This is a genomic window from Tersicoccus solisilvae (assembly GCF_014643255.1).
In the GTDB taxonomy this organism is placed as follows: domain Bacteria; phylum Actinomycetota; class Actinomycetes; order Actinomycetales; family Micrococcaceae; genus Tersicoccus; species Tersicoccus solisilvae.
Window position 1 is genome coordinate 43,759 of sequence record NZ_BMJI01000015.1, and the last position, 12,332, is coordinate 56,090.

Here is a 12,332-nt window from a genome sequence, read left to right on the forward strand (position 1 = left end):
CGGGCGCGGGCTCCCTCTCGGGTAGCGTCACCGGCATGAACCTCGACCGCGTCCGCCCTGAACTGCGGGGACCCGTCCGGCGCCTGCCCCCGCTCGGCCTCCAGTACCCCTGGCTCCGCCGACTCGTCCGCTGGGCCCAGCCCCGGTTCACGCCCGGGGCGGTCGGCGACGGCGTGGCGGTCGAGACCAGGACGACGCCGAGTGGCGTTCCGCTGCGCGTCTACCGGCCGCTGGATCCGGATACCCCCGCCTCGGGTCCGCGGCCGGGTCTGCTGTGGATCCACGGCGGCGGGCTGGTGATCGGCGACCCGATCATGGACGACCCGCTGTGTGCCGGCTTCGTCCGCGCCACCGGGGCGGTGGTCGTCTCCGTCGACTACCGGTTGGCGCCCGAGCGTCCGTTCCCTGCCGGTCTCGACGATGTGGCGGCCGGGTGGGCGTGGTTCGGGGAAGCCGCGGCCGGCCTCGGCGTCGACCGCGGCCGGATCGCCGTCGGCGGCCAGAGCGCCGGCGGGGGGCTGGCCGCGGCCCTGGCCCAGCGGCTGCGGGACGCCGAACCGGCGCCCGAGCGGCGCCCGGTCGCCCAGCTGCTGTTGTGTCCCATGCTCGACGACCGCACCGCCGCCCGGACGGAGCTGGACGCGGTGCGCCACCGCGCGTGGACCAACCGACAGAATCGCTTCGGCTGGGGCGCGTACCTCGGAACCACACCGGGCGCGCCGGACGCCGTGGTGCCGGCGTACGCCGTCCCGGCTCGTCGGGAACGGCTGGACGGCCTCCCGCCGGCCTGGATCGGCGTCGGCGACATCGACCTCTTCCGCGAGGAGGACGAGGCCTACGCCGCCCGGCTGGCGGACGCGGCAGTCCGCTGCGAGCTCGTGATCGTGCCCGGGGCACCCCACGGCTTCGAGTCGTGGGCGGCGGACACACCGATCGCCCGCGAGTTCCTCGCGCGGGCCGGCGCCTGGCTGCGCGACGCGCTGGTGGGTGATCCGCTGCCCGACTGAGTCGGCGGGCCGGCTTCTCCCTCCCCAACCCACGCCGCCGGGCTCGTCATCCACATCCGCGGGAGCGCCCGTCGCCGTCGTCGCCGCGCCCGACGATCGTTGGTCGTGGAGGTGGACGCATGCGACGGAAGGACCTGCTGGGCCGCGCGGGCGAGGAGTTCGCGGCCCGGTACGTGACGGAGCTGGGATGGCGGCTGCTGGACCGCAACTGGCGGTGCCCGGCCGGCGAACTCGACCTGGTGGCCCTGGACCCGATGGGCGCGGCCGGGCCGGTGATCGTGGCGGTGGAGGTCAAGACCCGGCGGTCCCTGGATTTCGGGCACCCGTGGGAAGCGATCGACGCGGCGAAACTGGCCCGCCTGCACGCCCTGATCCGGCTCTGGGCGCACGAGCACGGCGTGTCCGGCCCGGTCCGGGTCGACGCGGTGGCCGTGGTCGGTGCCGCGGCGGCCGACATGCGCTGCGAGCACCTGCGGGCGGTGGCCTGACATGCCGCTGGGTCGCGCGTTCGCCGTCGCGCTGATCGGGTTGAACGGGCATGTCGTGGAGGTCGAGGCGGACATCGGGCAGACCCTGCCGAACTTCGTGCTGCTCGGGCTGCCGGACTCGTCGTTGCACGAGGCGCGTGAGCGGATCCGCTCGGCCGCGCAGAACACCGGGCTGCCGTTGAGCCGGCGCAAGCTGACGGTCAATCTCATCCCGGCCACGCTGCCCAAGAGCGGGTCCGGGTTCGACCTGGCGATCTGCGTGGCCGCCCTGCGGGCCGCGGGGGACGTGCACGAGACAGGACGCACCGTGTTCCTCGCGGAACTGAGCCTGGACGGCCGGCTCCGCCCCGTGACGGGGATCCTGCCGGCCGTGATGGCCGCGGTGGCGGCAGGATTCGGGCCGGTCGTCGTCGCCCGCGGCAATGAGCACGAGGCCGCACTCGTGCCCGGGGCGGAGGTGCTGGCGTTCAACACACTCGCGCAGGTCGCGCTGCACTTCGGGGCCGATCCGCAGCGGCTGGCCCTGGAAGACCAGCCCGAGCCGGAGGCGTCGTCGCCCGCGGCGCCCGACGCCGGACCCGTCCGCGACCTGAGCGAGGTCGCGGGTCAGGCGGACGCCCGGTTCGGGCTCGAGGTCGCCGCGGCCGGGGCGCACCACCTGCTCATGGTCGGGCCGCCCGGGGCCGGCAAGACGATGCTCGCCGAACGGCTGCCCACTATCCTGCCGCCCCTGACCGACGCCGAGGCGATGGAGGTCACCGCCATCCACTCGCTCGCCGGTCGGGGCGCCCCGCGGCTCGACCTGATCCGCCGGCCGCCGTACGAGCACCCGCACCACACGGCGACCGTGGTCTCCGTCGTCGGCGGCGGCAGCGGCCTGCCTCGTCCGGGCGCGGCCACCCGCGCCCACCGGGGCGTGTTGTTCCTCGACGAGGCGCCCGAATTCGACCGGCGGGTGATGGACGCCCTGCGGCAGCCGCTGGAGGACGGTCGGCTCGTGGTCCATCGCGCCGGGGGAGCGGCCGACTACCCCGCCCGGTTCCAGCTGGTGCTCGCCGCCAATCCCTGCCCCTGCGGGCAGGACGGCGTCCGGGGCGCGCAGTGCCGCTGCACGTCGCTGGAACGACGCCGCTACCCGACGCGGATGTCCGGGCCGGTCCTCGACCGGGTGGACGTCCGCCTGGACGTCCCCCGCGTGAGTCTGCGCGAGATGAACACCCGCGAGGCGGCGGAGAGCAGCGCGGCCGTCGGCGCCCGGGTGGCCGCGGCTCGGGCGGTCCAGCGGGAACGGTTGGGCGCGTACGGCGTGACCACGAACGCCGAGATCGGCGGGCGGGTGCTGCGCGGGCCGCTGCACCCCGGCCGAACGGCGACGAGGGAACTGGAGGTGGCGATGGAACGATCCCTGATGACGGCGCGTGGGCACGATCGGGTGCTGCGCCTGGCCTGGACCCTGGCCGATCTGGCCGGGCACCCGGTGCCGGACGCCGACGATGTCGGGCAGGCGCTGATGTTCCGGGAACGGCGGGCCGTCGCATGACCGACACGACGCCGGTCGCGGCCGATGCGCGGACGGCCCACCGGCTGGCCCGAGCGGCGCTCTCCCGGCTCGCCGAACCGCAGGACGTGGTTGCCGGCGCCCTGATCGCCGTCGCCGGGCCGGTGGATGCGCTACGCGTGGCCACCGGTGCGGTGCGGTCGGGGCCCCGGCTGGAGCGGGCGGTGGCGGACCAGCTCGGCCGGCACGACGACGGCCCGGCGTTGGTCGCCGCCGCGGTACAGCGCTGGGCGGCCCGCGTCCCCGCGCTGGCGCCCGAACGGGACCTGACCGTGCTCGACCGGCTCGGCGGCTGGCTGCTGACGCCGGAGGACGAGGCCTGGCCGGCCGGGCTGGCCGACCTCGGTCCCGAGGCACCGCTGTGCCTGTGGGGACGGGGACAGCCGGCGGATGCGCTGCCCGCCACGGCGCGCGCGGTCGCCGTGGTCGGCGCTCGGGACAGCACCGCCTACGGCGAGGCGATCAGCGCCGACCTGGCCCACGGCCTGGTGTCCGCCGGCTGCACCGTCGTCTCCGGCGGCGCGTTCGGCATCGACGCGCAGGCCCATCGCGGGGCACTCGCCGCTCACGGGTCGCGTTCGGCTCGCGACGCCGCGAATCGCGCGGCCGGGCCGGCGATGCCGACCGTCGCGGTGATGGCCTGCGGCGTCGACCGCTTCTACCCGGCCGCGCACGAGACCCTGCTGCGCGCGGTGCTGGCAGAGGGCTGCCTGCTGGCGGAGGTGCCGCCGGGGTCCTCACCCACGCGCTGGCGTTTCCTGCAGCGGAACCGGCTGATCGCGGCGTTGAGCGGCGTCACCGTCGTGGTCGAGGCCCGCTGGCGGTCCGGTGCCCTGAACACCGCGCACCACGCTGCCGGCCTGGGCCGGGAGGTCGGGGCGGTGCCCGGGTCGGTGCATGCGTCGACCTCCGCCGGCTGCCACCGGCTGCTGCGGGAGAGCGACGCGGTCTGCGTCACCGACGTCGAGGACGTCCTCGCCCTCCTCGACCCCTTCCGACTGCCCGCACTACCGGCGGCCGGTCAGGCGGGGCGCGACCCGGACGAGTCCACCAGCGTCGGCCCGCCCGGCAACCACCCGCCCGGCGTCGCCCTTCCCGTGCGGTCAGCCCCTCCGGCCGCCCATGACGGCCTGAGCGCCCAGGACCTCATCCTGTACGACGCGTTGCCGATGAGGACCGGCAGCACCACGGCCCGGCTGGCGTCGGTGGCCGGGCTGAGCGAGCCCATGGTGCGCGCCGGCCTGGGTCGCCTGTCCCTGCGCGGCTTGGCCGTGACGATGAACGGTTCCTGGCGGAAGGGAGGCGCGACCCGCGGCTGAGTCGGCCCCCGTCGTCCGTTCCCGCGGGACAGCCCGTGACGCCGGCGCACGACCCGGACCGCGTGGCGAGTCGTGTCGTGCGGCCGTCATGGCCGACAGTAGAGGGGTGGTGAGCGAGCAGGAGCAGCGCGATGCGGACACCGCCGACGTCCCGCCCTGGGCGGCGGCCGCGGTGGACGGCTTCGCGCGCCACCTGGCGTTGGAGCGCGGCCGGTCCGCCCACACGGTGCGGGCCTACCGGAGCGACCTCGCGTCGCTGTTCACCCATGCCGCGCGGCAGGGCGTGGACGGGCTGGATGTCCTCGACCTCGGCCTGCTGCGCAGCTGGCTCGGCGCCCAGACCGACACGGGTGCCGCCCGGTCGAGCCTCGCCCGTCGCGCCGCCGCTGTGCGCACCTTCTGCCGCTGGGCCGTGCGTGAAGGACTGCTCGACACCGACCCGTCCGTGCGGTTGCGCGCCCCCCGCCGGGACCGCACCCTGCCCGCCGTGCTGCGCGAGCCGCAGATGTCCGCCGTCCTCACCCGTGCCGCGGACGCCGCCACCCCGGAGCACCCCGCCACCCTGCGCGACACCGCGATCCTCGAACTGCTCTACGCCACCGGCGTCCGGGTGGGGGAGCTGACCGCCCTGGACATCGATGACATCGATGCGGAGCGGCGCACCCTGCGGGTGCTCGGCAAGGGCAACAAGGAGCGCACCGTGCCCTACGGCGTCCCGGCCGCCCGTGCGCTCGACACCTGGCTGGTCTCCGGTCGCCCCGCCTTGGCGAGGGAGGGGTCGGGACCGGCCCTCTTCCTCGGCGCCCGCGGCGGGCGGCTGGACCAGCGCCGCGTCCGGGACATCGTCCACCGGGCCACCGCCGCCGATGGGCGCGGCCCGTCCGCCGGACCCCACGCCCTCCGGCACACGGCCGCGACGCACCTGCTCGACGGCGGGGCGGATCTGCGCGCGGTCCAGGAGCTGCTCGGTCACTCCTCGCTGGCCACGACCCAGATCTACACCCACGTCTCGGTCGAGCGGCTGCGGGCGAGCTACCGGCAGGCGCACCCGCGCGCCTGACGACTCGGCCATCGCGGCCAGGCCCGGCGTGTCCTTGATACGATCGCGCCACGTGCGACTCTCCAGGAGGTCTCGATGCCGAGCCGTCGCCGGTTCACGCTGCCCGCGGACGCCGCGACGTGGCCACCGAAGCAGGTCCGGCGTGTCGTGGCGGAGCACCTGGCGGACGTGCTGCCCGGCTCGTGGACGGTCCTGCGCGACGGGCTGACGTCCACCACCGAGGGGCGGAGAACCCGGATCGAACTGCAGTCGATGTCGATGTCCCGCACCGGTCACCTCGTGCTCGCGCCACGGGTCGCGGTCGAGGTCGCGGCGGTGCGGGCCTGGACCACCCGACACCTCCCCGGGGAGCGGGTCACCACCCGGGTGCTGAACTCCCTGCTGATGAACGTCACCGAGGTCAGCTACGTCGACGTCGTGAGCGACCCTCGCCTGGGGGACGAGGAGGAGACGTCCGTCGACGACCTGGTGCGCGTCCTCGTCGACGACGTGCAGCCCGTGATCGACCTGCTCGCCGACCCGGAGCGGGTCGTCCGAGAGCTCCCGGAGGCGTGGGTCACCTGCAGTCTCGTCTCTCCGGACCTGCTGATCTGGCTGATCACGCAGGGCCGTCCCGACCTCGTGTGGCCGCTGATGCTGCGCTGCGTCGGTGAGCAGGAGCTGTCGTGGTTCGCCGCGGCCCTGCGCGCGGCGCGCGCCGGCGCGGACCTCGATGCCTTCGCCGGCGACGTGGATGCCACCGCCGCCTACTGGATGGCCTCGTTGGGCGATCACGCCGAGCTCGGGCCCGACCCCGACCCGGTAGCGGCCGCCCTGCGGGAGAAAAACACGTGGCGGTAATTACAGTGGCGGAAGATGTGCCGATAGTGCACAATGTCTGTGACAACTGAAGATTCGACCACGGGTTGAAGGTAGGTCTTGCTACCCGTGGTCACACCAGGGTGAACATGCGCGTATCCACCGTGCTGAAGGTCGTTGGGGAAGACGTCCCTACAGCAACGGAGGATGGAATGAGTGACGTGTTGACCCGAGGTGTTCTCTTCGTGCACTCGGCGCCTGCCGCGCTGTGTCCGCATGTGGAGTGGGCCATCGGTTCCGTCGTCGATCAGAGGACGGACCTGACCTGGACCGCTCAGCCTGCTGCCCCCGGAATGTTCCGGGCGGAGCTGGCGTGGACCGGAGCGCAGGGTACCGGTGCCGTGCTCGCGTCCGCTCTGCGGGGGTGGGCTCATCTGCGCTACGAGATCACGGAGGAGCCGAGTGCCGGCGCCGACGGTGGTCGGTGGTCGCACACCCCCGAACTGGGTATCTTTCACGCCACGACCGACGTGCATGGCAACATCATGGTCTCCGAGGACCGGATCCGGTACGCCTACGAGTCCGGCGCGGGCGACCCGAGCGCCGTCTACCAGGAGCTCTCCCTCGCGCTCGGCGAGGCCTGGGACGAGGAGCTGGAGCCCTTCCGGCACGCGGCCGAGGGCGCCCCGGTGCGCTGGCTGCACCGCGTCGGCTGACCCCTCTCTTCTGCCAGCTCGTCAATAGATGCTGACCGGACCCCGGATTCCGGGCCGGATGGAACATCTATTGACGAGCTGGCGCGGCCCGGAACCGATCGGACGAACGAAGGGTCCCGCTCCGAGGAGCGGGACCCTTCGTCATGTCGCGGCCCGATCAGGCGTTGCGGAACACCGCCACGGCGTTGTGACCGCCGAAGCCGAACGAATTGCTCATCGCCACCACGTCGCCGGACGGCAGATCCCGCGCGGTGGTGACGACGTTCAGCGGGATGGCCGGGTCCTGGTGATCCAGGTTGATGGTGGCCGGCGCCTTCCGCTCGTGCACCGCCAGGACGGTCAGCACCGCCTCCACCGCACCGGAGGCGCCCAGCAGGTGACCGGTCTGCGACTTGGTCGCGGACACCGCCACGTCGTCCAGGCTGGACCCGAGCGCCTCCAGCAGGGCCGTGTACTCCGGCGCGTCGCCCACCGGGGTGGACGTCGCGTGCGCGTTGACGTGCACCACGTCGGCCGGGTTGACCCGCGCGTCGTACATCGCGGCCTTCAGCGCCCGGATCGCGCCCTGCCCCACGGGGTCGGGAGCGGTGATGTGGTGGGCGTCGGCCGTGATCGCGGCACCGGCCAACTCGGCGTAGATCCGCGCCCCGCGTGCCCGGGCGAACTCCTCCGCCTCGAGCACGAGCGCACCCGCGCCCTCGCCCATGACGAACCCGTCGCGGTCGACGTCGTACGGGCGGGACGCCGCCTGCGGGTCGTCGTTCCGCCGCGACAGGGCCTGCATCGACGAGAACGCCGCCATCGGCAGCGGGTGGATGGCCGCCTCCGCGCCGCCGGCGACGACGACGTCGGCGCGGCCGGAACGGATCATCTCCAGCCCCAGTTCGAGCGCCTCCGTACCCGAGGCACACGCCGAGACCGGGGTGTGGGCCGCGGCCCGCGCCTCCAGATCCAGGCTGACCGCGGCGGCCACGCCGTTGGGCATGAGCATCGGCACCGTCATCGGCAGCACGCGCCGGGGCCCGCGCTCGCGCAGGGTGTCCCAGGCGTCCAGCAGCGTCCAGACGCCACCGATGCCGGTGGCGAAGGCGACGCCGAGGCGGTCCTTGTCCATGTCCTCGATGCCCGCGTCCGCCCAGGCCTCCCGGGCGGCGACGACGCCGAACTGGGTCGAGGGGTCCATCCGCTTCATCTCGACGCGGGAGAGCACCTCGGAGGCGGGGTTCGAGACCCGGCACGCGAAGGTGACGGGCAGCTGGTACTTCTCGACCCAGTCGTCCTCCAGGGTCGCGGCCCCCGACGTGCCCGCCAGGGCGTTGCGCCAGAAGGTCGGCACGTCACCGCCGATCGGCGTCGTGGCGCCGAGGCCGGTGATGACCACTTTCCGTGTCATGTTCCACACTTTCCGCGCCGCGGCAGCGGCGGTCGGGACGGGCACCGGTCGGCGTCGATGTCGCCCACCGGTGACCTGCGGTCAGGACTCCTGCGCGTTGGCGATGTAGTCGACGGCGTCACCGACGGTCTTGAGGTTCTTGACCTCTTCGTCGGGGATCCGCACACCGAACTTCTCCTCGGCGTTGACCACGATGGTCATCATCGAGATGGAGTCGATGTCCAGGTCGTCCGTGAAGGACTTGTCCAGCTGCACCGCGTCGGGCGCCAGGCCGGTCTCCTCGTTGACGATCTCGGCCAGGCCGGACAGGATCTCTTCTTTGCTCGCCATGACGGCTCCTTTTCTTCTGTCACCGCCGGGCGGCGGTTCCGTGTCCGGAGCACTCGGTAGCACTCCGTGATCTGTGGTGTCGTCCTCGGCGGGGCACGGGACTGGCCCCAACCTACGACGGCGCGTTCGGCTCGGGGAAGGCCTCACTCAGGGGAGGACGACGACCTGCGCGCCGAACACCAGGCCGGCACCGAAGCCGATCTGGAGAGCGAGGCCGCCGTGCAGCTGAGGGTTCTCGGCGAGCAGCCGGTGCGTGGCGAGGGGGATCGACGCCGCGGAGGTGTTGCCCGCGTCGGCGATGTCACGGGCGATGACGACCGACTCGGGCAGCTTCAGCTGCTTGGCCATCTCGTCGATGATCCGCATGTTCGCCTGGTGCGGCACGAAGGCGGCCAGGTCGTCGGCGGTGACGCCGGCCGCCTCCAGGGCGCGGCGGGCCACCTTGGCCATCTCCCAGACGGCCCAGCGGTAGACGGTCTGCCCGTCCTGGCGCAGGGTCGGCCACAGCTGGGCTTCGGTCTCGAGCGCGGTGATGGCGCTCTGGGCGTCGTCCTGCGCGGTCGCGGAGAGGTCCCGCACCTCGAGCATCGAGTGGGTCATGCCGATGGTGTCCCAGTGGGAGCCGTCGGAGCCCCAGATGGAGGGCCCGATCCCCGGCGAGTCCGAGGGGCCGACCACGACGGCGCCGGCACCGTCCCCGAGCAGGAACGAGATGGTGCGCTCGTGGTTGTCGATGACGTCGGAGAGCTTCTCCACGCCGACGACGAGGACGTTCTCGGCGGCGCCGGAGCGGACCAGGGCGTCCGCCTGGGCGATGCCGTAGCAGTAGCCGGCACAGGCGGCGGAGACGTCGTACGCGGGGGCCGGGGTGGCGCCGATCCGGTCGGTCAGCTGCGCCGCGAGCGACGGGGTGGCATACGGGTGGGTCACGGTCGCGACGATGACCGCGCCGATGTCCGAACCGGCGACGCCGGCCGAACGCAGCGCCTCCTCGGCGGCGCCGAGCGCCATGTCGAGCACCGACGTGTTCGCGTCGGCGCGATGCCGGGTGACGATGCCGGTGCGCTTGCGGATCCACTCGTCGGAGGAGTCGATCCACTGGCAGACGTCCTCGTTGGTGACGATCTGGTCCGGGCGGTAGGCGCCGATACCGAGGATGCGCGCGTGCTCGCGGGCGGGGGACTGTTGCAGGGTCGGGGTGCTCACGCCTGTCCTTCGTTCGTCGGGGCGGCGGCCGCCGCGTGGGCGGCCACGAAGTCGCGGGCGGCCGGCAGGTCGTCCGGGGTCGAGAGGGCGAAGCCGGCGACGCCGCGCAGACCGCGCTTGGCCAGTCCGGTCAGGGTACCGGCCGGGGGCAGTTCGAGCAGGCCGGTGACGCCGGCATCGGCGAGGTACCGCATGCAGGCGTCCCAGCGCACCGGCCGGGAGACCTGCCCGATGAGGGCCGCGAGCGCGTCGTCCCCGCCGGTCACGGGCGCGCCATCACGGTTGGAGAGCAGGGTCCGCGTCGGCGTGGTCGGATGCAGCGCGGGAGCCAGCCCCTCGAGAGCGGCGACTGCCGGTCGCATGTGCGCCGTGTGGAAGGCGCCGGCGACCTTCAGGGGGATGACGCGGGCCCGGGCGGGCGGGGCGGCGACGAGCGCGTCGAGCTGGTCGCGGGTCCCGGCGGCGACGATCTGACCGCCACCGTTCATGTTGGCGGGCGTCAGCCCGGCCGCCTCGATGGCCGCCAGCACGTCCTCCTCGACACCGCCGACGACGGCGGCCATCCCGGTGGGCTCGGCTGCGGCGGCGCGGGCCATGGCGGTGGAGCGTTCCTTGACGAACGCCATCCCGTCGGCCTCCGTCAGTGCGCCGGCGAGCACGGCGGCGGTGATCTCCCCGACCGAGTGTCCGGCCAGCACGGCCCCCTCGGGCACTCCGTGCTCGCCGAACAACGCGCGTGCCCCCACCAGCCCGGCGGCCACGATCAGCGGCTGGGCGACGGCCGTGTCCTTGATGGTGTCGGCGTCCGAGACGGTGCCGTGGGCCACCAGGTCGATGCCGGTCGCGTCACTGAGCACGCGCAGGAGGGGTTCGACACCGTCGAGCTCGAGCCACGGTGAGAGGAAGCCCGGGGTCTGGGAGCCCTGTCCAGGGCAGACGATCGCAAGCACCATCCCAGCCTTTCACCAGCTTCGTGCTTCCCGCCGGATTCGAGGCACCAAGGTCGAGCCGCGCGATTGTAGGGAACCTACAACGCCGCTCGCTCGGGGAGGCGGACCGCCGGGGCCGCGGCGGAGGCATCGCCGGCCGCGTCGCCCGCGCTCAGCCGCCCCGCGACCAGCGCCGTCTGCAGCACGAACGCCTCGCGAGGGACCAGCGGATCCCACCCGGTCACGTCGGTGACCTTGCGCAGCCGGTAGCGCACCGTATTGGTGTGAACGAACAAGGCGCGGGCGGTGGCCTCCAGGGAGTGGCCGAGACTCAGATAGGCCGACAGGGTCTCCAGCAGCCCGTTCGACGCCGACGTCAGCGGCCGGTAGATGGCCCGCACCAGGGCACGCCGGGCGGTGTCGTCACCGGCCATCAGCCGCTCGGGCCAGAGATCGTCCGCGGCCACCGGGCGCGGGGCGTCCGGCCAGGCCCGGGCGGCGACGAGGCCCGAGAAGGCCGCCTGGGCGGCCGGGCCCGCGTCCACCAGGGACGCGGCCGGTCCGGCATGGACGATCGGGCCGTCCCCGAACACCGGGGCCAGCTTGACCAGGGCGGTGTCCCGGTCCCGCAGCCCGCCCAGGAGCAGCAGCAGACGGTCGCCCTGGATGCCGATCAGGGTGTCCTCGGCCAGCCGGGTGGTGGTGCGACGCAGGCCGGAGAGGTAGGCCGGATGGGGATCGGCCGGGGCGGCGCCGACGACGATCGTCACCTCGGCCTTGCTGCTCCAGCCGAGGGCCGCGATCCGGGAGCGGAGCGAGTCGGAGCTCTCCCCGCGCAGGATGCCGTCCACGACGAGCGCCTCCAGGCGGGTGTCCCACGATCCGCGTGACTCGGCGGCCCTGGCGTACACGTCGGCCGCGGCGAAGGCGACCTCCCGGGAGTAGCGCAGCACCGCCTCGCGCAGGGCGGGTTGCTCCGGCTCCTCCGCCAGGTCGGGGACCCGCTGCTCGACCGTGTCGACCACGATGCGGATCAGCTGCAGCGCCTTCTGCAGGCTGATCGAGCGGGTGAGCTCCGTGGGCGCGGTGCCGAACACGTCGGACATCACCCAGGCCGGGTTGCCGGGCTTCTCGTACCACGTGACGAAGGAGGCGATGCCCTTCTGCGCCACGAGCCCCAGGGCGGACCGCTCGTCGGGGCGCAGGTGCCGGTACCAAGGGAGGGCAGAGTCGAGCCGCCGCAGGGTGACGGTGGACAGGCTGCCGATGTTGGAGCGGAGCGTCTCCAGCGTCCGCGCCCGGTCGGTGTCGCCCGCGGCCGGTGCCCCGGGGACGCCGCGGCGGGCGCCGGGGGCGGGCTGGTCCTGCTGAGCGCTCATGCCCCCGAGCATACGACCGCCCCCGGTCCCCGCTCCGACCGGGCGGTCCCGGTCGCGGGGCGGCCCGCCGAGCGACGGGCCGGACGCCGCGAGGCCGCCGCACGTGCGTGCGGCGGCCTCGCGGTCACCGGGTGGGACACCCGGACGGT

The 12,332-nt window shown here is 73.8% G+C and carries 12 protein-coding genes; 7 read left to right on the forward strand and 5 right to left on the reverse strand.

Annotation, left to right across the window (positions count from 1 at the left end; genetic code table 11):
- Positions 1 to 35: 35 nt before the first annotated feature.
- The 7 genes from IEX22_RS11385 (at position 36) to IEX22_RS11415 (ending at position 6,946) form a co-directional block, all read left to right on the forward strand.
- On the forward strand, positions 36 to 1,007 hold the full coding sequence (locus IEX22_RS11385) for an alpha/beta hydrolase fold domain-containing protein (protein WP_188668524.1): 972 nt from the start codon (positions 36 to 38) through the stop codon (positions 1,005 to 1,007).
- Positions 1,008 to 1,126: 119 nt separating this feature from the next.
- Positions 1,127 to 1,495, forward strand: coding sequence for a YraN family protein (locus IEX22_RS11390; protein WP_188668525.1), 369 nt, complete (start codon positions 1,127 to 1,129; stop codon positions 1,493 to 1,495).
- Between the two features lies 1 nt (position 1,496).
- Positions 1,497 to 3,035: a YifB family Mg chelatase-like AAA ATPase gene (locus IEX22_RS11395; RefSeq protein WP_188668526.1), complete on the forward strand. Its 1,539-nt coding sequence runs from the start codon at positions 1,497 to 1,499 to the stop codon at positions 3,033 to 3,035.
- On the forward strand, positions 3,032 to 4,372 hold the full coding sequence (locus IEX22_RS11400; RefSeq protein WP_188668527.1) for a DNA-processing protein DprA: 1,341 nt from the start codon (positions 3,032 to 3,034) through the stop codon (positions 4,370 to 4,372). Before IEX22_RS11395 ends, IEX22_RS11400 begins: the two co-directional genes overlap by 4 nt.
- A gap of 88 nt (positions 4,373 to 4,460) precedes the next feature.
- The gene (locus IEX22_RS11405; protein WP_188668528.1) at positions 4,461 to 5,432 is read left to right on the forward strand and encodes a tyrosine recombinase XerC; all 972 of its coding nucleotides are present in this window, start codon (positions 4,461 to 4,463) and stop codon (positions 5,430 to 5,432) included.
- Between the two features lie 75 nt (positions 5,433 to 5,507).
- Positions 5,508 to 6,272, forward strand: a complete 765-nt coding sequence (locus IEX22_RS11410; RefSeq protein WP_188668529.1) for a hypothetical protein — start codon at positions 5,508 to 5,510, stop codon at positions 6,270 to 6,272.
- Positions 6,273 to 6,442: 170 nt separating this feature from the next.
- A complete protein-coding gene (locus tag IEX22_RS11415; RefSeq protein ID WP_188668530.1) occupies positions 6,443 to 6,946 on the forward strand; it encodes a DUF3145 domain-containing protein in 504 nt (167 codons plus the stop codon).
- A gap of 157 nt (positions 6,947 to 7,103) precedes the next feature.
- Here the strand turns inward: IEX22_RS11415 and IEX22_RS11420 are convergent, their stop codons facing one another.
- The 5 genes from IEX22_RS11420 to IEX22_RS11440 form a co-directional block, all read right to left on the reverse strand.
- The gene (locus IEX22_RS11420; protein ID WP_188668531.1) at positions 7,104 to 8,339 is read right to left on the reverse strand and encodes a beta-ketoacyl-[acyl-carrier-protein] synthase family protein; all 1,236 of its coding nucleotides are present in this window, start codon (positions 8,337 to 8,339) and stop codon (positions 7,104 to 7,106) included.
- An 81-nt stretch (positions 8,340 to 8,420) separates the two neighbouring features.
- Positions 8,421 to 8,669: an acyl carrier protein gene (locus IEX22_RS11425; protein WP_188668532.1), complete on the reverse strand. Its 249-nt coding sequence runs from the start codon at positions 8,667 to 8,669 to the stop codon at positions 8,421 to 8,423.
- 147 nt (positions 8,670 to 8,816) lie between these two features.
- Complete coding sequence (locus IEX22_RS11430; protein WP_188668533.1) at positions 8,817 to 9,875, reverse strand: beta-ketoacyl-ACP synthase III; 1,059 nt, start codon at positions 9,873 to 9,875, stop codon at positions 8,817 to 8,819.
- Positions 9,872 to 10,825 (reverse strand): ACP S-malonyltransferase, encoded by a 954-nt coding sequence (locus IEX22_RS11435; RefSeq protein WP_229659978.1) that lies wholly within the window; start codon positions 10,823 to 10,825, stop codon positions 9,872 to 9,874. The genes IEX22_RS11430 and IEX22_RS11435 overlap by 4 nt, the downstream gene beginning before the upstream one ends.
- Positions 10,826 to 10,902: 77 nt before the next feature.
- Positions 10,903 to 12,183: a PucR family transcriptional regulator gene (locus IEX22_RS11440; RefSeq protein WP_188668535.1), complete on the reverse strand. Its 1,281-nt coding sequence runs from the start codon at positions 12,181 to 12,183 to the stop codon at positions 10,903 to 10,905.
- Positions 12,184 to 12,332 lie beyond the last annotated feature (149 nt).

Bases quoted from the DNA above. Each gene is read 5' to 3' on its own strand.
- IEX22_RS11440 (WP_188668535.1), bottom strand. From the start codon at position 12,183: ATGAGCGCTCAGCAGGACCAGCCCGCCCCCGGCGCCCGCCGCGGCGTC.
- IEX22_RS11385 (WP_188668524.1), top strand. From the start codon at position 36: ATGAACCTCGACCGCGTCCGCCCTGAACTGCGGGGACCCGTCCGGCGC.
- IEX22_RS11410 (WP_188668529.1), top strand. From the start codon at position 5,508: ATGCCGAGCCGTCGCCGGTTCACGCTGCCCGCGGACGCCGCGACGTGG.
- IEX22_RS11395 (WP_188668526.1), top strand. From the start codon at position 1,497: ATGCCGCTGGGTCGCGCGTTCGCCGTCGCGCTGATCGGGTTGAACGGG.
- IEX22_RS11390 (WP_188668525.1), top strand. From the start codon at position 1,127: ATGCGACGGAAGGACCTGCTGGGCCGCGCGGGCGAGGAGTTCGCGGCC.
- IEX22_RS11420 (WP_188668531.1), bottom strand. From the start codon at position 8,339: ATGACACGGAAAGTGGTCATCACCGGCCTCGGCGCCACGACGCCGATC.
- IEX22_RS11415 (WP_188668530.1), top strand. From the start codon at position 6,443: ATGAGTGACGTGTTGACCCGAGGTGTTCTCTTCGTGCACTCGGCGCCT.
- IEX22_RS11425 (WP_188668532.1), bottom strand. From the start codon at position 8,669: ATGGCGAGCAAAGAAGAGATCCTGTCCGGCCTGGCCGAGATCGTCAAC.
- IEX22_RS11405 (WP_188668528.1), top strand. From the start codon at position 4,461: ATGGCCGACAGTAGAGGGGTGGTGAGCGAGCAGGAGCAGCGCGATGCG.
- IEX22_RS11400 (WP_188668527.1), top strand. From the start codon at position 3,032: ATGACCGACACGACGCCGGTCGCGGCCGATGCGCGGACGGCCCACCGG.